Origin of the sequence: Vibrio gigantis, assembly GCF_024347515.1 — a bacterium.
GTDB lineage: Bacteria > Pseudomonadota > Gammaproteobacteria > Enterobacterales > Vibrionaceae > Vibrio > Vibrio gigantis.
In genome coordinates, this window is record NZ_AP025492.1 from 275,887 (window position 1) to 292,634 (window position 16,748).

Below are 16,748 nucleotides of genomic sequence, written 5' to 3' on the forward strand. Positions count from 1 at the left end.
TGAAGGTAATAGTGGCAAGCAAATGTGGCTGGACAGGGCTTTGGAAATTTGGGTTGTGAGAGCTTGAGTAGGAAATGAATCGATAGAGCGAAGAAAAAGGCGCGTTCTTCTCTGAAAAACGCGCCTTGAAAGCTTAATGAGCTAACTCTGGGAGTTATACTTGGTCTGTGTTTTCTGCAGTATCAGCAACAACATCTTCACTCGCAGGTGCTTCTTTACCCGCAGCAATGTGCGCGTAAGGCGTACCAAGAACCGTTTTCTCACCATTTAGCATAGTCTCATCGAACTTGATTGCATCTTTAGCGAACAGGTTAATAACCGTTGAACCAAGTTTAAAGCGACCCATCTCTTCGCCTTTTTTCAAGACGATGGCTGTATCACCCTGCGCAGGGTAATCCCACTTGTAAACAGAGTTACCACGAGGTGGTGTAATAGTACCTGCCCACACTTGCTCAATGCTACCAACAATAGTTGCGCCAACCAGTACTTGTGCCATTGGGCCAAATTCAGTATCGAAGATACAAACTACACGTTCATTACGAGCGAATAGGTTTGGAACGTTCTCTGCCGTTAGCGGGTTCACTGAGAAAAGGTCACCTGGAACGTAGATCATCTGGCGCAGTGTGCCGTCGCATGGCATGTGCACGCGATGGTAATCACTTGGAGACAAGTAAAGTGTTGCGAATTCACCGTCTTTAAATTCATCAGCTAATGCTGCATCACCACCCAATAGCTCGCGAGCTGAGTAGTTATGGCCTTTAGCTTGAATCAGTTGACCGTCAGTAATTGGACCAAATTGGCTTACGCGAGCGTCGGCAGGGTGAACAATAACAGACTCGCCTTCAGCGATAGGGCGCATGCCTTCTTTCAATTCACGCACGAAGAATTCATTGAATGTTTTAAAGTGTTTTGGATCGCTATGCAGAGCTTCATCCATGTTCACTTTGTATTGCTTGATGAACCAATTGATGATCGCTGTCGTTAAGCCGCCGGCTTTAGCAGACGCCAGTTTGCCGACTAGGCGAGTCAGTCCATGTTGTGGAATCCAGTACTGCAATCCAACTTTAATCTTATCCATTGTATTAATTTTCCAATGCTAATTGTTTTTCAATTAAATCTGTCGATGACGGTTTAGGGCGCGAGATGTTACTTAAATTCGCGCCAATTGTCAGTAAATGCGCACATTTGTTCACAAAAACGCGATTAGAGATCGGCTTTTTTGTTGCGTGAATACTGACGGTTATCTTTGTTACTCGCCATGCTTTCAATTATGCGGTGGTAGTTGTCGAAACGCAGTCGACTGATCTTTCCGCTTTCTACCGCTTCACGCAGGATACAACCTGGGTCGTCATTGTGCTTACAGTCGCGAAACTTACAGCCGCCAAGGTAAGGCTTGAATTCGATGAAGGCTTCAGTGATTTCGTCGGCTTCTAGGTGCCATAGGCCGAATTCACGAACTCCTGGTGAGTCAATCAGATCTCCTCCAGAAGGGAAGTGGTATAAACGAGCGGCCGTAGTTGTATGCTGGCCAAGACCTGAGTTCTCAGAGACTTCGCCTTCTTCAATGTCTAGCGTTGGCATTAATGCATTCACTAGGCTTGATTTACCTACACCCGATTGGCCAACAAAGATGTTGATGCGATCTTTCAGTTCAGCTTCCAGCTCTTTGATGCCGTAGCCAGACTCTTTACTCACGAACATCACTTTGTAGCCGATCTTCTCGTACTCTTTAAGTGTTTCACGGTATTCAGCAATCTGCTCATCAGTCAGCAGGTCAACCTTGTTCAGTACAACAAGAGGTGCGATGTTGACCGTTTCAGAAGCGATTAAGTAGCGGTCGATGATATTAAGTGATAGCTCTGGTAGTACCGCAGATACGATAACCATTTGGTCGACGTTTGCCGCAACCGGTTTTAGGCCATCGTAGTAATCGGGGCGAGTCAGCATTGAAGTTCTTGGTTCAACCGCTTCCACAACGCCAGAAATACCAGCCATAGACTCTAAGCCCGCTCGCCAAGTCACTCGGTCACCAGAAACTAAAGTCTCGATACTACGGCGTAGGTTACAACGATGAACTTCGTTCGTTTCAAGATCTTCGATATCAGCATGTTGGCCAAAGCGCGTAATCACGAGTCCGCTTTTGGTTCCACCAAGCATGTTCTCATCCCACTGGATAGAATCTTCTTTCTTGAGTCGCTTGTTCTGGTTGCTACGTACACGACGTACTTGACCTTTGGTTAACTTCTTTTTTTTAGCCACAATTTTTCACTTAACACATCTAACTTGATGATTGGGGACTCAAACCGGATGTTGCTGGTACCACGTGATTTCGATGGTCCTAAAGCTAGTTTGAGTATAGTTATTTGGGTATAGTACCTCTTTTACACATAAACAAATAGGCAGCGCCTTATGTCCTTTAGCGATCAGAACCTTATTTGGGTTGATCTAGAGATGACAGGACTTGATCCTGAAACTCATAAAATCATTGAAATTGCGACTATCGTTACTGATAGTGAGCTTAACATCCTGGCTGAAGGACCTGTTTTGGCTATTCACCAACCTCAGAGTGAATTGGACAAAATGGATGAGTGGTGCACAACGACTCATACTGGCAGCGGCCTAGTGAAGCGAATTCAAGAAAGCACGGTTTCAGAACAAGATGCCATTCAACAAACGATTGAATTTCTTGAAAAATGGGTACCGAAAGGTAAGTCACCTATTTGTGGCAACAGCATTGGTCAAGACCGCCGCTTCTTATACAAGCACATGCCAGAGTTGGAAGAGTACTTCCACTACCGCTATGTTGACGTAAGCACTCTAAAAGAGCTGACTCGTCGTTGGAAACCTGAAGTGTTAGATGGTTTTTCTAAGTCGGGAAGTCACCTTGCGTTAGACGATATTCGAGAGTCGATCGCCGAGCTGCAGTACTACCGAAAAACGATTATTAACATCTAGTCGAATGAAATGATCACGTTTATCTAACTTTTCAGGGACATAAGAGCCGTTTTTTTTTGCAAATCTGTGTGCTTTTACAGCAGTTGAGTAAAAAGTTTCGTAATTTTGCATTAAGGACTTGCATCACAAAAAAATGCTCTTATAATTCGCAGCCCTGAACGGCGAAAGACGTTTTCAGATTGCGATACTAGCTCAGTTGGTAGAGCGCAACCTTGCCAAGGTTGAGGTCATCGGTTCGAACCCGATGTATCGCTCCAATTTGTAGGTTACGGCGAATGCGGTAATCGAAAGGTGAAAGACCTTTTATAATGCGATACTAGCTCAGTTGGTAGAGCGCAACCTTGCCAAGGTTGAGGTCATCGGTTCGAACCCGATGTATCGCTCCAAATTAAAGAATCATCAACTTAATTGATGCATCCGGACGCGGGATGGAGCAGTTTGGTAGCTCGTCGGGCTCATAACCCGAAGGTCGTCGGTTCAAATCCGGCTCCCGCAACCACATTACAGTTAAGCGCTATTTATTGCCAAGGCAGTAAGAGCAGCGATTAACTTATGCGATACTAGCTCAGTTGGTAGAGCGCAACCTTGCCAAGGTTGAGGTCATCGGTTCGAACCCGATGTATCGCTCCAAATTCAGTTCTTAGCAGTCATCTCCTAGAGAAAGTACTCAGAATGAAAATGGTTTAGTTTCATTGTCTTAAACAATGCATCCGGACGCGGGATGGAGCAGTTTGGTAGCTCGTCGGGCTCATAACCCGAAGGTCGTCGGTTCAAATCCGGCTCCCGCAACCACATTACAGTTAGGCGCCATTTATTGCCAAGGCAGTAAGAGCAGCGACTAACTAATGCGATACTAGCTCAGTTGGTAGAGCGCAACCTTGCCAAGGTTGAGGTCATCGGTTCGAACCCGATGTATCGCTCCAATTTAAAGCCTCATTGTCTTAAACAATGCATCCGGACGCGGGATGGAGCAGTTTGGTAGCTCGTCGGGCTCATAACCCGAAGGTCGTCGGTTCAAATCCGGCTCCCGCAACCACATTACAGTTAAGCGCTAGTTCATTGCCCAAGGCAGTAAGAGCAGCGGTCAACTAATGCGATACTAGCTCAGTTGGTAGAGCGCAACCTTGCCAAGGTTGAGGTCATCGGTTCGAACCCGATGTATCGCTCCAATTTAAAGCCTCATTGTCTTAAACAATGCATCCGGACGCGGGATGGAGCAGTTTGGTAGCTCGTCGGGCTCATAACCCGAAGGTCGTCGGTTCAAATCCGGCTCCCGCAACCACATTACAGTTAAGCGCTATCTGTTTGCCCAAGGCGGTAAGAGCTGCCCAAGGCAGTAAGAGCAGCGACTAACTAATGCGATACTAGCTCAGTTGGTAGAGCGCAACCTTGCCAAGGTTGAGGTCATCGGTTCGAACCCGATGTATCGCTCCAAATTCAGTTCTTAGCAGTCATCTCCTAGAGAAAGTACTCAGAATGAAAATGGTTTAGTTTCATTGTCTTAAACAATGCATCCGGACGCGGGATGGAGCAGTTTGGTAGCTCGTCGGGCTCATAACCCGAAGGTCGTCGGTTCAAATCCGGCTCCCGCAACCACATTACAGTTAGGCGCTATCTGTTTGCCCAAGGCGGTAAGAGCTGCCCAAGGCAGTAAAAGCAGCGGTTAACTAATGCGATACTAGCTCAGTTGGTAGAGCGCAACCTTGCCAAGGTTGAGGTCATCGGTTCGAACCCGATGTATCGCTCCAGTTTAAAGCCTCATTGTCTTAAACAATGCATCCGGACGCGGGATGGAGCAGTTTGGTAGCTCGTCGGGCTCATAACCCGAAGGTCGTCGGTTCAAATCCGGCTCCCGCAACCACATTACAGTTAAGCGCCGTTTATTGCCCAAGGCAGTAAGAGTAGCGACTAACTAATGCGATACTAGCTCAGTTGGTAGAGCGCAACCTTGCCAAGGTTGAGGTCATCGGTTCGAACCCGATGTATCGCTCCAAATTAAAGAATCATCAACTTAATTGATGCATCCGGACGCGGGATGGAGCAGTTTGGTAGCTCGTCGGGCTCATAACCCGAAGGTCGTCGGTTCAAATCCGGCTCCCGCAACCACATTACAGTTAGGCGCTATCTGTTTACCCAAGGCGGTAAGAGCTGCCCAAGGCAGTAAGAGCAGCGATTAACTAATGCGATACTAGCTCAGTTGGTAGAGCGCAACCTTGCCAAGGTTGAGGTCATCGGTTCGAACCCGATGTATCGCTCCAGCTTTCTTCTAAAAGCTATTAAGACTCTTTAAACCACCGTGTTTTTCTTTAGAACACAGAGTTTAAAGACGACCGTAAAGGTCACGCTCTTTCTTTAATGCTGCGAAGCATAATCCCCCCAAAAAGCAAATAATCCTCCATCATGGTGGATATTTTTTTGTCTTAAATTTTTCTTAGCAACTGGAATGCTAGTAAATATCAGGTCTCTGAAGCAGATACTTGAGGTTTTTCACATCTATAAACAGACTTATCCACAAAAATTTAGGTGTGGATAACTTGGTTGATAAAGTTATTTCAGGCTTAATTCTTTAGCCACCCCTAAAAGATCTTTCTTGTTTTCAATATATTAGATGAATTGTAGTGATCGTAACTTATTGTTTTTTATCAAGTTGGATGCTTATCTAGGATTTGATAAAAGATCGTTAACTTGTTGTTTTTTGATCTTAATCATTTATCGGTACTGTGTTTAACTTTGTGCGGGTGTCGGAAGTTTACGAGAGTTCTGAATTTTTTCCACATTGCTAGAATTGAGAACAAGGTCAAACATTGTTCTAAAATTATGTGCAACGGGTTGTCTTATATATTGGACAGTCGATGTAGGCAAAACTGCCAATCGTTGATGCTTAAAGGGCTAGGCGTCTCTTGGTAGCCCTTTCTCAACAATACGTATCAGTCTGTGCTTTTTGGTGAGGATTTTGCTGCTATTTTTTTGCAAACAGTTATCTTGTTGCATGCCGCTAGCGTTAGGTAACTGTTGTAGTTGTTTATTCAAAGCCCACTCAATATGCACATCTAGCATTTCGTTTTTACCTTGATGAGATTCTAGTGTTTCAACAATGCGTTGTTGAAATGGTGCATTGCCCATAGCAACAAAGATATTGCGTAACCACTGGGTGTGGCCGATACGTCTTATTGCGGAACCTTCCATTTTCTTTAGGAAGGTTGCTTCATCCCAACTTGAAAGTGAAACCAGATCGGCTTCTTGGAAATCTTCTCTGCGGTGAAAGTCGGTTTGTTCTGTCAGTTCGGCATGACGGTTCCATGGGCAAACTAACTGACAATCATCACAACCGTAAATTCGGTTACCAATTGCATCTCTATACTCTTCAGGGATCACACCATCATATTCAATGGTTAAGTACGAAATACATTTGCGTGCATCAACGACGCCATCATCAATAATGGCGCCGGTCGGGCAAGAGGTGATACATGCAGTGCATTTGCCGCACTCATCGACACTCGGTTCATCTGTTGGAAGAGGGATGTTAACTAGTAGCTCTCCAAGGAAGAACCAAGATCCTGCGTCTTTATCGAGAATGAGTGAGTGTTTGCCTGTCCAGCCTAGCCCTGCTTTTTGAGCTAGTGGTCTTTCTAAAATAGGCGCAGAATCGACGAAAGGACGAGAATCTAAACCTTCGACCTCTTTTTCGATTCTTTGTCCCAGCTTTTTCAACTGGTTACGGAACAATTTGTGATAGTCGCGGCCTAAAGAATAACGGCTGATATAGCCTTGAGTGGTATCGTTTAGGTTAGAGGCAAACTGAGCTTCTGGTGGTAGGTAATTCATTCGAGCGCTGATCACTCGAATTGTGCCTGGGTGAAGTTCATCAGGACGTGCACGCATCATCCCATGTCGAGCCATCCAATCCATTTCGCCGTGGTGACCCGCATCTAGCCATGCTTGAAGAGGGGCTTCGTGTTCACTTAAATCAACATCGCAGATGCCAACTTTTTGAAAGCCTAACTCTTTTCCCCAAATTTTAATTTTTTCAGCAAGATGGTCTAGATTCATGGCTTCATACTTATCGATTAAAATTCGGTTAGGCAAAAATGGGGGCGGATCTTAACGGATCTTAGTGGTGTTGACCAGAACAGACGTGTTTTGAGCAGTATTTTTCATAGAACTTACACTTGAGTGCTTGTCTCCCAAAAGCATCACGGTTTACTATTCTTGTTCTTTTGATTTTTATATAGTCAACGATCGATTTTTAGAGAACGTATTCATGAGCACGAAACAATTTACTTTGAAAGATGAACAAGCAACGATTCAATTAGGAACGGAGCTTTCTAATCTTTGCTCACAGCAGACGACTATTTATCTGCATGGTGATCTTGGCGCAGGTAAAACGACCTTCAGTCGTGGCTTTGTAAAAGCACTTGGCCATCAAGGAAATGTAAAGAGCCCAACGTATACTCTAGTTGAACCTTATCAACTTGCCGATTGGCAGGTGTACCACTTTGACCTTTATCGCCTAGCCGATCCTGAAGAGTTAGAGTTCATGGGAATTCGTGACTACTTTACTCCAGATGCTATCTGCTTGGTTGAATGGCCTGAGAAAGGTTATGGGATGCTACCAGAAGCTGATTTGGATATTGATATTCGTTACCAAGATGATCACCGTATTGTTTCTTTAACCGCTAATAGTGAATACGGACAGCGCTTACTTAGTCAGTTGGAGTTATGTTGATTTCTAAACGCCTTATTTCAGCAGTGGCCATGATGGCTGCTGTTTTTTCTATACTGTTTTCTTCACTTGTTTCTGCAAACTCACTGAAAAGTTTAAGGGTTTGGCCTTCTCCAGAAGAAACTCGTGTGGTTATCGACTTAAAATCAGAAGCGGACTTTAGCTATTTCACACTGAGTAGCCCGAGTCGTTTAGTGGTCGATTTAAAAAATACCAACCTTGCAACTAAGCTACCTGTCGTGGTGAAAGATAGCCCTGTTCTATCTAAGATTCGTAAGAGTTCACCGCCAGACAAAAACACCTATCGCTTGGTTTTTGAGTTAAAGAAGTCGTCTAAAGCAGAGTTGTTCAAACTGAGCCCGACTCCGGGTGGTCAGTATGGACACCGTTTGGTGATCGACTTACCTCATGGTGCGGTAAGTAAAGCAACATCGAAGCCAAGTAAACCAACGGTTAGCAAGAACATTAATCAGGTTAAACGTCAGAAAGACATTTTGATCGTGATTGACCCTGGCCACGGTGGTGAAGATCCTGGCTCAATCGGTCCATCTCGTAAATATGAGAAGAATGCGACGCTGAGTATCTCCCGCAAGCTGGCTGCACAATTAAATGCCGTACCGGGAATCAAAACGCGTTTAACGCGTAATGCTGACTACTTTGTGAACTTGAATCGACGTGTTGCGATTGCTCGAGAGAATGAAGCTCACCTGTTGATCTCTATTCACGCCGATGCATTTACCACTCCTCAACCAAGAGGTGGCTCGGTGTTTGTGCTGAATACTCGACGTGCGAATACCGAGATCTCACGCTGGATTGAGAATAAAGAGAAACAGTCAGAGCTACTTGGTGGTAGCGGTGCTGCTTTTACTGGCAATATTGATGATAAGAACGTAAATCAAACCTTGCTTGATTTGCAGTTTAGCCACTCTCAAAAAGAGGGCTACAAGCTGGCAACGGCGATTCTGTCTGAAATGGGTAAGGTTGCGAAACTGCATAACAGTAAGCCGATTAACACCAGTTTGGCGGTATTACGTTCACCACAGATCCCATCTGTATTGGTAGAGACGGGCTTTATTTCGAATCCGACGGAAGAGAAGCTGCTTTTCCAACGCTCGCATCAAGATAAATTGGCACGAGCAGTGACTAAAGCGGTCGTTAAGTATTTGAAGGCTAACCCGCCTGAAGGGATTATCTTGTCTAACGCGACGTCATCAACGGGTAGCGTGAGCCAACATAAAGTCTCTCGTGGTGAGTCTCTATCTGTTATTGCGAGTAAATATGGCACGTCGACACAGGCCTTGATGAAATTCAACAATCTGAAATCGAGCAGCCTAGCGATCGGCCAAGTGCTTAAGATCCCAGGCAGCGCTTCAAGCTCATCATCAAGCAGTGCTGTTAGAACTAAGACCATAACTCACACGGTTAAGTCTGGAGAGTATCTAGGCAAGATAGCCAGCCGTTATAAAGTTTCGGTGGCTGATATCAAACGTGAGAACCGCTTGAAATCAGAGACTGTGAGAGTAGGCCAAAAGTTACGTATTACAGTTGAAGTGAAAGATGTCCCTCTGCGCAAACACAAAGTCGCAAGAGGCGATTATCTTGGCAAGATAGCTTCGAAATACGGCGTGAGCGTTAACAGTATTCGCCAAGCGAACAAATTGCGCTCTGATGAATTAGCCATTGGCCAAGTGCTCATTATTCCACATAAGTAGTTGAGCCAATATTTAAGTCATGTTTAGAACATAGAAGTAATCTTTAACGCGAGAAGTACTTCTATAAGTGGCAGTAAGGTAGCTATATGACGATCAAAATACTGCCAGCTCGGTTAGCGAACCAAATCGCAGCGGGTGAAGTGGTAGAAAGACCAGCTTCTGTTGTGAAAGAGTTGGTTGAGAACAGTTTGGACTCAGGTGCGACGCGTATCGATATTGATATCGAGAAAGGTGGCGCTAAGATGATCCGCGTTCGTGACAACGGTAAGGGCATCGTCAAAGATGAGCTTGCCTTAGCGTTGAGCCGTCATGCTACTTCTAAGATCCATACTCTTGACGACCTTGAGGCGATCGTCAGCCTCGGTTTCCGTGGTGAAGCGCTGGCGAGTATTAGTTCAGTTGCGCGCTTAACCATGACTTCACGCCCTGCTACTCAAGATCAAGCTTGGGCGGCACACAGTGAAGGCCGTGATATGCAGGTGAAACTGCAGCCTGCAGCGCATCCAATTGGTACCTCGGTTGAGGTGTTGGATCTGTTCTTCAACACACCAGCACGCCGCAAGTTCTTACGCACCGAGAAAACCGAATTCACGCATATTGATGAGTTGCTTAAACGTATTGCATTGAGTCGCTTTGATGTGACGATCAACCTTCGTCATAACGGCAAAATGATTCGTCAGTACCGCGCAGCTAAAACACAAGTTCAAGCAGAAAAGCGCATCGCTGCGGTATGTGGCAACCCTTTTGTGCGCCATATGCTTAAGATCGAGCTTGAGCATCAAGGCCTAAAACTTCATGGCTGGATCACCACGCCAGAAGGAGCAAGACAACAAAGCGATCTGCAATACTGCTATGTGAATGGCCGTATGATGCGCGACAAGCTGATCAATCACGCCATTCGCCAGAGCTATGAAACTAGCCTGCGTCCAGACCAATTCGCAACGTATGTGCTGTTCATTGAACTCGACCCACATCAAGTCGATGTGAATGTTCATCCTGCTAAACATGAAGTGCGTTTCCATCAAGCGCGCCTTGTGCATGACTTTATTTACCAAGCATTGAGTGATGGCTTAGCACAGAGTAAGCAGATCGATGCTGCGCCAATCAATCAATCAGCTTTTCATCAATCAGAAGTGATTCATCATCAGCAAGATAGTACGAGCTCTGTAGTTGATGGTGTTGCAAGTTTTACTGAGCCAGAAAACACGCTACCTAGTAATGCGGATCAAACCCAAGTTTCGGAGAGGGAGCGACACGCCATTGAGCAAACACCTTCCTACCCGAGAAAAGCCGAATCTGAGCAGGTTCATGATAAGCCTCAACACAGCGTTAATGACGGCGGGCGACACTATATTTCATCAACCAACTCAAGTTCATCTGCTGGCCGAAGCTCGTCTGCTAGTGAAAGCAGTTTTACCGGCTCTCCTCGCCAAGAGTGGATTGAGTCTCGACCTGCACCGAAGAAAGAAAAAGAACCACACCAACATCATGCTGAGCCAGCGCCCTCAAAGCGTGAAGTTAAGGCTTATAAAGAGCTTTTAAAAACGCCAGACTTTGATGAGCAGGTTGTACAGACTTCATCTCCTCAAGAGTATGTGGCACCAGTAGAAACCAGAGACAACATAGAAAATATAGAAAATAAAGAAGCTAAGCCTGCTCAACAGAATCCTGTTCATTCAAAGCCAAGAGTACCTGTGACGGACTTAGGCAAAGCCGTCTCGGTAGTGGAACGTCAGTATCTGGTGATGGGTAATAAGAACGGCAGTGTGTTGGTTTCTTTGGCTAAGGCTGAATTATTGCGTGTTGTTGGTCAGCTTGATACTCGAGGTGGCGCGTTAAAAAGCCAGCCACTATTGGTGCCCTTATCGATTAAGCTGGGTAGTGAACTTGTCGAAGTTGCGAAGACGCTGAGCCAAACATTGGCATTACTGGGGATTGAGCTTAAGGCGCGAAACAGTGAGGCGGTAATGGTGATGGGCGTGCCTTCTCCTTTAAGGCAGCAAAACTTACAAATTTTGATCCCAGATCTGTTATCTTACGCGGCTTCATTAAACGCTCAGATTGCTGATAATCACACGGCTAATGTTTCCAACGACCTGTTGCCATCATTGGTTAACTGGATCGGGATTCAAACGGCACAAGTAAAAAGCGACTACACTTTATCTGAAGCGGTTCAACTAGTTGGGGAACTTGAACAACTTTGGCATGGTCTACTTCCATTAGATGATCCAGAGTTTGTTAATCCTATCGACTTTTCAGCGACTATAGCCGCGTTTACGGTTTAACTTTTTCGCGACGACATTTGTCTTTTTAGCTGAATACGTCGCGACACAAAGCCCTTTGCTAAAAAGCGCTAAAACAGAGAAGCAAATACAAAATATCATGACTGAAAAATTACCTTTAGCGTTGTTTTTAATGGGCCCAACGGCATCAGGAAAAACAGATTTAGCTATCCGCTTACGTCAGAAATACCCAGTAGAGATCATCAGCGTCGATTCGGCACTTATCTACAAAGACATGGATATTGGTACCGCTAAACCGGATGCGGAAGAGCTTGCGCTCGCGCCTCATCGCTTGATTGATATTCTGGATCCAAGCGAAGCGTATTCTGCGGCAGATTTTCGTCGTGATGCGATCAATGAAATGAATAAGATTGTAGCGGAAGGCAAAATTCCGCTACTTGTTGGTGGCACAATGCTTTACTACAAAGCATTGTTGGAAGGTTTATCGCCATTACCAGCAGCGGATCAAGAGATTCGTAAGCAGATTGAAGCGGAATCTATCGAACAAGGTTGGCAGGCATTGCACGATCAATTAAGAGAGATAGATCCCGTATCCGCTGAAAGAATACACCCAAATGATCCACAAAGGCTTTCAAGGGCATTGGAAGTTTACCGAATTTCGGGTAAAACATTAACAGAGCTAACTCAAACGAAAGGCGATAGCCTGCCATTTCGTGTAAAACAATTTGCAATAGCTCCCAAGGAAAGGACTGAACTCCATCGTCGCATAGAGCTACGTTTCGAGAAGATGATAGAAGCGGGATTTGAAGATGAAATGAAGGCGTTGTACGCCAGAAAAGATCTTCACCCTGAATTGCCATCGATCCGATGCGTAGGTTATAGGCAGATGTGGGATTATTTAGACGGTAATTGTGATTTAGACGAAGCGGTTTTCCGTGGTGTCTGTGCAACCCGTCAGTTGGCCAAGCGACAAATCACCTGGTTGCGCAGTTGGGATGATTTAACTTGGTTAGATAGCGAAAACATTGATCAAGCGTTAGAAACTCTTTCAGATGCAATAGCATCTGATTAGTATTGCTGTGTATAATGTGATCGCTTTTGCGTGAATATACTCTGGAAAGGATCCGTTATTGAGGCTTTTAAAAAATCACAGCCTTTCAATAACAACGGAGTTTTTTTATTCATTTAGCTCAGATGCAAAGGCCGCACCTTTTTGTGCACCACTAGCTAAATAATTACAACAAAATACAAATAAGGAAAATAAAATGGCTAAGGGGCAATCGCTACAAGACCCATTCCTAAATGCACTCCGTCGTGAGCGCATTCCAGTCTCTATCTATCTTGTTAACGGCATTAAGCTGCAAGGTCAGATCGAGTCTTTCGATCAATTCGTGATCTTATTAAAGAACACAGTAAACCAAATGGTTTACAAGCATGCGATTTCTACTGTGGTACCTGCTCGTGCAGTTAGTCACCACAGCGGCGAGCAACGCACGCCATCTGATCGTCCAGAGAAGACTGAAGATTAATCGTTCAATTGATACAGCTTGCGCTGTAATAAGGAGTTGGTTGCTTGTTTGACCGTTATGAATCCGGCGAGCGAGCCGTACTTGTTCATATCAACTTCACGCAAGAGGGAGAATGGGAAGATCTAAGCGAATGTGAAATGCTGGTCTCCTCAGCGGGGGTAGAAACGCTACAAGTGATTACTGGTAGCCGACAATCCCCACTCCCTAAATACTACGTTGGAGAAGGTAAAGCCCTAGAAATCGCACAAGCTGTTCAGCTGACCGGTGCTGAAATTGTGATTTTTAACCACTCCCTCTCTCCTGCCCAAGAGCGAAACCTCGAGCAACTGTGTAAATGTCGTGTGATTGATCGCACGGGTTTGATCTTAGATATCTTTGCACAACGTGCGCGAACTCATGAAGGTAAGCTACAGGTTGAGCTCGCTCAGCTTCGTCATATCTCTACTCGATTGATTCGTGGTTGGACTCACCTTGAAAGGCAGAAAGGTGGTATTGGTCTTCGTGGTCCAGGTGAAACTCAGCTGGAAACCGATCGACGTTTGTTGCGTGACCGTATAAAGGCAATACTGCGTCGTTTAGCGAAAGTAGCTAAACAGCGTGAACAAGGACGACGTGCTCGTAATCGAGCTGAAATCCCAACAATTTCTTTGGTTGGTTATACCAACGCAGGGAAATCAACACTTTTCAATCGCATCACAAGTGCTGGTGTTTATGCGGCAGACCAACTGTTTGCAACCCTAGACCCAACATTACGTAAGATTGAATTGGCAGATGTCGGTCCTGCAATTCTCGCAGATACCGTAGGTTTTATCCGCCATCTACCACACGACTTGGTCGCTGCGTTCAAGGCAACATTACAAGAGACGCAGGAAGCTGACATTTTGTTACATGTTGTTGATGCCAGTGATGACCGTTTTCGTGAGAACATTCAGGCTGTTCATGAAGTATTAGAAGAAATTGATGCTCATGAAGTGCCAACCCTTGTAGTCATGAACAAAATTGACTGCATGGAAGACCAAAAACCTCGAATTGAAAGAGACGAAGAGGGCGCACCTCGCGCTGTTTGGGTTTCTGCAATGGAAGGAGAAGGTATTGAACTGCTGTTTGAAGCTTTAACTGAGCGTTTAGCTAGCCAGATGGTTCAATTCCGGTTGTGTATTCCACATCAACATCAGGGCCGTATTCGCAGCTTATTCTTCGAGATGAAATGTATTCAACAGGAAGAGTATGATGAAAATGGTAACTTGTTGATAGATATCCGAATGCAACAAATAGATTGGTCTAAACTTGAAAAAAGAGAAGGGGCGCTCTTAGGTGACTTTATCGTTACCAAAGAGACTGCTACAGTATAACGTCATATCAAATGATGGAGCTTTCTAATGGCGTGGAATGAGCCTGGAAATAACAACAACGGCGATAATAACGGCCGCGATAATGACCCTTGGGGTAATAAAAATAATCGCGGCGGCCGAGATCAAGGACCGCCAGATCTAGACGAAGTGTTTAGTAAACTAAGTCAAAAGTTAGGTGGCAAGTTTGGTAAAAAGGGTGGCAACGGTAACGGGCCATCTATTGGTGGTGGCGGTGCAATTGGCTTTGGTGTCATTGCCGTTATTGCTATTGCTATCTGGTTCTTCGCTGGTTTCTACACCGTTGGCGAAGCAGAAAGAGCAGTAGTACTTCGACTGGGTCAGTTCGACCGTATCGAAGAGCCTGGTCTTAACTGGCACCCTCGCTTCATCGATGAAATTAAAGGTGAGCAACTAGTAAACGTTCAAGCGATTCGTTCTTTACGCGCGTCAGGCACCATGCTGACCAAAGACGAAAACGTTGTTACCGTTGAAATGGGTGTTCAATACCGTGTTTCTGACCCGTACAAGTATTTGTATCGTGTAACGAATGCGGACGACAGTTTACGCCAAGCAACCGATTCTGCGCTTCGTGCGGTAATTGGTGACTCACTGATGGATAGTATCCTAACAAGTGGTCGTCAGCAGATTCGTCAAAGTACTCAAGAAACACTAAACCGCATTATCGATAGCTACGATATGGGTATTCTTATTGTTGACGTGAACTTCCAGTCAGCACGTCCACCAGAGCAAGTTAAAGATGCGTTTGATGACGCTATCGCGGCTCGTGAGGATGAAGAGCGTTTCGAGCGTGAAGCTGAAGCATACCGAAATGACATTCTTCCAAAAGCAACAGGTCGTGCTGAGCGTTTGAAGAAAGAAGCGGTTGGTTACTCAGAGCGAACAGTTAATGGTGCTCTAGGTCAAGTAGCTCAGTTCGAGAAACTGCTACCTGAATATCAAGCTGCGCCTGAAGTAACACGTAACCGTATGTATCTAGATACAATGGAGAAAGTGTACTCAAGCACATCGAAAGTCCTGATTGACTCTGAATCAAGCGGTAACTTGCTTTACCTACCAATTGATAAGCTAGGCGCGCAAGGTGGTTCTCAGTCGGGCACTCGCCCTGCAAAAGCACCATCAACTTACGATCAAATTGAATTAGAAAAACAAGCGGATCCAAAGTCTAGCACTCAAACTCGTTCAGACAGCTCACGTCAAGGGAGATACTAATAATGCGTAAGTTAATGATCCCTGTATTAGTTGTGACGATTGCCCTTCTATTGATGTCACTGTTTGTGATTCAAGAAGGCGAGCGTGGCATGGTAATTCGTTTTGGTCGAGTTCTCGATGACAACGGCGTATCACGAATCTATGAACCAGGCCTGCACTTTAAACTGCCACTGTTTGATCGCGTAAAAGTACTTGATGCGCGTATTCAAACTATGGATGGTCGTTCTGACCGTTTCGTAACATCAGAGAAAAAAGACGTTCTAATTGATACATACGCAAAATGGCGCATTGCTGATTTTGGACGTTTTTATCTGAGTACCGGCGGCGGCAATATCATGACGGCAGAAGCACTTCTTGAACGTAAAGTGACAGATGTTCTTCGTTCTGAAATTGGTTCTCGTGAAATCAAACAAATCGTATCAGGCCCTCGTAATAAAGATGTCCTGCCAGACTCTGCTGATAGCGAAGTCGTCACAACGGTAGCGGCTGCAGAAGCTCTAGAAGTTGATGGCGAACGCGATAAGATCATGGAAAACGTTTTGTCTGGAACGTCAGAAAGTGCGATGGCTGATTTAGGTGTTGAAGTTGTTGATTTCCGAATGAAGAAGATTAACCTTCCTGACGAAATCAGTGAATCTATCTACCGCCGTATGCGTGCTGAACGTGAATCGGTTGCTCGTAGACACCGTTCTCAAGGTCGTGAGCGTGCTGAAGTTATCCGTGCTCAAGCTGAGCTAGAAGTGGCAACAGTTCTTGCAGAAGCTGACCGTACAGCTCGAATCACTCGTGGTGATGCAGATGCAGAAGCAGCTAAGATCTACTCTGATGCTTTCAGCAAAGATCCTGAGTTCTACGGCTTCATGCGTTCATTGCAAGCTTATGAAACATCATTTAGCGATAAGAGCGACATTCTAGTACTGGATCCGAAGACTGATTTCTTCCAATACATGAATCAAGCAAGCGGCGCTCCAGCAAAGTAAGCTGATGCGTTAGTAAATGCTTAG

Annotated in this window: 12 protein-coding genes and 16 tRNA genes; 25 read left to right on the forward strand and 3 right to left on the reverse strand. The window is 45.2% G+C overall.

All coding sequences use genetic code 11. The annotated features are described in order from the left end of the window. Nucleotides 1-154: 154 nt before the first annotated feature. The gene (gene asd / locus OCV56_RS01280) at nucleotides 155-1,078 is read right to left on the reverse strand and encodes an archaetidylserine decarboxylase (RefSeq protein ID WP_086716282.1); all 924 of its coding nucleotides are present in this window, start codon (nucleotides 1,076-1,078) and stop codon (nucleotides 155-157) included. A gap of 125 nt (nucleotides 1,079-1,203) precedes the next feature. Next, nucleotides 1,204-2,259 carry a small ribosomal subunit biogenesis GTPase RsgA gene (gene rsgA / locus OCV56_RS01285; protein ID WP_086716284.1) on the reverse strand — a complete coding sequence of 352 codons (1,056 nt, stop codon included), beginning with the start codon at nucleotides 2,257-2,259 and terminating at the stop codon, nucleotides 1,204-1,206. Between the two features lie 150 nt (nucleotides 2,260-2,409). Between rsgA and orn the strand changes: the two genes are divergently transcribed. The 17 genes from orn (at nucleotide 2,410) to OCV56_RS01370 (ending at nucleotide 5,213) form a co-directional block, all read left to right on the forward strand. After that, nucleotides 2,410-2,955, forward strand: a complete 546-nt coding sequence (gene orn / locus OCV56_RS01290) for an oligoribonuclease (RefSeq protein WP_010434065.1) — start codon at nucleotides 2,410-2,412, stop codon at nucleotides 2,953-2,955. Nucleotides 2,956-3,136: 181 nt separating this feature from the next. Next, nucleotides 3,137-3,212 (forward strand) — tRNA-Gly (locus OCV56_RS01295). A gap of 53 nt (nucleotides 3,213-3,265) precedes the next feature. Continuing rightward, nucleotides 3,266-3,341 (forward strand) — tRNA-Gly (locus OCV56_RS01300). Between the two features lie 36 nt (nucleotides 3,342-3,377). Further along, a tRNA-Met gene (locus OCV56_RS01305) sits at nucleotides 3,378-3,454 on the forward strand. 55 nt (nucleotides 3,455-3,509) lie between these two features. Then, a tRNA-Gly gene (locus OCV56_RS01310) sits at nucleotides 3,510-3,585 on the forward strand. A gap of 85 nt (nucleotides 3,586-3,670) precedes the next feature. After that, nucleotides 3,671-3,747, forward strand: a tRNA-Met gene (locus tag OCV56_RS01315). 55 nt (nucleotides 3,748-3,802) lie between these two features. Continuing rightward, nucleotides 3,803-3,878, forward strand: a tRNA-Gly gene (locus OCV56_RS01320). A gap of 36 nt (nucleotides 3,879-3,914) precedes the next feature. Then, nucleotides 3,915-3,991: transfer RNA gene (locus OCV56_RS01325), tRNA-Met, on the forward strand. Between the two features lie 57 nt (nucleotides 3,992-4,048). Beyond that, a tRNA-Gly gene (locus tag OCV56_RS01330) sits at nucleotides 4,049-4,124 on the forward strand. Between the two features lie 36 nt (nucleotides 4,125-4,160). Then, a tRNA-Met gene (locus OCV56_RS01335) sits at nucleotides 4,161-4,237 on the forward strand. A 76-nt stretch (nucleotides 4,238-4,313) separates the two neighbouring features. After that, nucleotides 4,314-4,389, forward strand: a tRNA-Gly gene (locus OCV56_RS01340). Nucleotides 4,390-4,474: 85 nt separating this feature from the next. Beyond that, nucleotides 4,475-4,551: transfer RNA gene (locus OCV56_RS01345), tRNA-Met, on the forward strand. Nucleotides 4,552-4,627: 76 nt separating this feature from the next. After that, nucleotides 4,628-4,703: transfer RNA gene (locus OCV56_RS01350), tRNA-Gly, on the forward strand. A gap of 36 nt (nucleotides 4,704-4,739) precedes the next feature. After that, a tRNA-Met gene (locus tag OCV56_RS01355) sits at nucleotides 4,740-4,816 on the forward strand. A 56-nt stretch (nucleotides 4,817-4,872) separates the two neighbouring features. Beyond that, nucleotides 4,873-4,948, forward strand: a tRNA-Gly gene (locus OCV56_RS01360). Between the two features lie 36 nt (nucleotides 4,949-4,984). After that, nucleotides 4,985-5,061 (forward strand) — tRNA-Met (locus tag OCV56_RS01365). Between the two features lie 76 nt (nucleotides 5,062-5,137). Further along, a tRNA-Gly gene (locus OCV56_RS01370) sits at nucleotides 5,138-5,213 on the forward strand. Nucleotides 5,214-5,844: 631 nt separating this feature from the next. Here OCV56_RS01370 and queG read toward each other — a convergent pair. After that, entirely contained in the window at nucleotides 5,845-7,005 is a 1,161-nt protein-coding gene (queG, locus tag OCV56_RS01375; RefSeq protein ID WP_086715101.1) for a tRNA epoxyqueuosine(34) reductase QueG, read from the reverse strand. Between the two features lie 211 nt (nucleotides 7,006-7,216). Between queG and tsaE the strand changes: the two genes are divergently transcribed. The 8 genes from tsaE to hflC all read left to right on the forward strand — a co-directional run bounded on the left by tsaE (nucleotide 7,217) and on the right by hflC (nucleotide 16,724). After that, on the forward strand, nucleotides 7,217-7,681 hold the full coding sequence (gene tsaE / locus OCV56_RS01380) for a tRNA (adenosine(37)-N6)-threonylcarbamoyltransferase complex ATPase subunit type 1 TsaE (RefSeq protein WP_004735870.1): 465 nt from the start codon (nucleotides 7,217-7,219) through the stop codon (nucleotides 7,679-7,681). Beyond that, nucleotides 7,675-9,390 carry an N-acetylmuramoyl-L-alanine amidase gene (locus OCV56_RS01385; RefSeq protein ID WP_086715099.1) on the forward strand — a complete coding sequence of 572 codons (1,716 nt, stop codon included), beginning with the start codon at nucleotides 7,675-7,677 and terminating at the stop codon, nucleotides 9,388-9,390. Before tsaE ends, OCV56_RS01385 begins: the two co-directional genes overlap by 7 nt. An 86-nt stretch (nucleotides 9,391-9,476) precedes the next feature. Continuing rightward, nucleotides 9,477-11,675: a DNA mismatch repair endonuclease MutL gene (gene mutL, locus OCV56_RS01390; RefSeq protein ID WP_086715097.1), complete on the forward strand. Its 2,199-nt coding sequence runs from the start codon at nucleotides 9,477-9,479 to the stop codon at nucleotides 11,673-11,675. Between the two features lie 97 nt (nucleotides 11,676-11,772). Further along, entirely contained in the window at nucleotides 11,773-12,705 is a 933-nt protein-coding gene (gene miaA / locus OCV56_RS01395; RefSeq protein ID WP_086715095.1) for a tRNA (adenosine(37)-N6)-dimethylallyltransferase MiaA, read from the forward strand. Between the two features lie 193 nt (nucleotides 12,706-12,898). Further along, the gene (hfq, locus tag OCV56_RS01400; RefSeq protein WP_017059927.1) at nucleotides 12,899-13,162 is read left to right on the forward strand and encodes an RNA chaperone Hfq; all 264 of its coding nucleotides are present in this window, start codon (nucleotides 12,899-12,901) and stop codon (nucleotides 13,160-13,162) included. A 44-nt stretch (nucleotides 13,163-13,206) separates the two neighbouring features. Beyond that, nucleotides 13,207-14,514: a ribosome rescue GTPase HflX gene (gene hflX, locus OCV56_RS01405; RefSeq protein WP_017107433.1), complete on the forward strand. Its 1,308-nt coding sequence runs from the start codon at nucleotides 13,207-13,209 to the stop codon at nucleotides 14,512-14,514. Between the two features lie 27 nt (nucleotides 14,515-14,541). Beyond that, nucleotides 14,542-15,744: an FtsH protease activity modulator HflK gene (gene hflK / locus OCV56_RS01410; RefSeq protein WP_086715093.1), complete on the forward strand. Its 1,203-nt coding sequence runs from the start codon at nucleotides 14,542-14,544 to the stop codon at nucleotides 15,742-15,744. A gap of 2 nt (nucleotides 15,745-15,746) precedes the next feature. Continuing rightward, a complete protein-coding gene (gene hflC, locus OCV56_RS01415; RefSeq protein WP_060983118.1) occupies nucleotides 15,747-16,724 on the forward strand; it encodes a protease modulator HflC in 978 nt (325 codons plus the stop codon). Nucleotides 16,725-16,748 lie beyond the last annotated feature (24 nt).

Excerpts from the sequence above, each read along its gene's own strand:
- asd (WP_086716282.1), bottom strand. The coding sequence starts at position 1,078 with ATGGATAAGATTAAAGTTGGATTGCAGTACTGGATTCCACAACATGGA.
- orn (WP_010434065.1), top strand. The coding sequence starts at position 2,410 with ATGTCCTTTAGCGATCAGAACCTTATTTGGGTTGATCTAGAGATGACA.
- queG (WP_086715101.1), bottom strand. The coding sequence starts at position 7,005 with ATGAATCTAGACCATCTTGCTGAAAAAATTAAAATTTGGGGAAAAGAG.
- tsaE (WP_004735870.1), top strand. The coding sequence starts at position 7,217 with ATGAGCACGAAACAATTTACTTTGAAAGATGAACAAGCAACGATTCAA.
- OCV56_RS01385 (WP_086715099.1), top strand. The coding sequence starts at position 7,675 with ATGTTGATTTCTAAACGCCTTATTTCAGCAGTGGCCATGATGGCTGCT.
- mutL (WP_086715097.1), top strand. The coding sequence starts at position 9,477 with ATGACGATCAAAATACTGCCAGCTCGGTTAGCGAACCAAATCGCAGCG.
- miaA (WP_086715095.1), top strand. The coding sequence starts at position 11,773 with ATGACTGAAAAATTACCTTTAGCGTTGTTTTTAATGGGCCCAACGGCA.
- hfq (WP_017059927.1), top strand. The coding sequence starts at position 12,899 with ATGGCTAAGGGGCAATCGCTACAAGACCCATTCCTAAATGCACTCCGT.
- hflK (WP_086715093.1), top strand. The coding sequence starts at position 14,542 with ATGGCGTGGAATGAGCCTGGAAATAACAACAACGGCGATAATAACGGC.
- hflC (WP_060983118.1), top strand. The coding sequence starts at position 15,747 with ATGCGTAAGTTAATGATCCCTGTATTAGTTGTGACGATTGCCCTTCTA.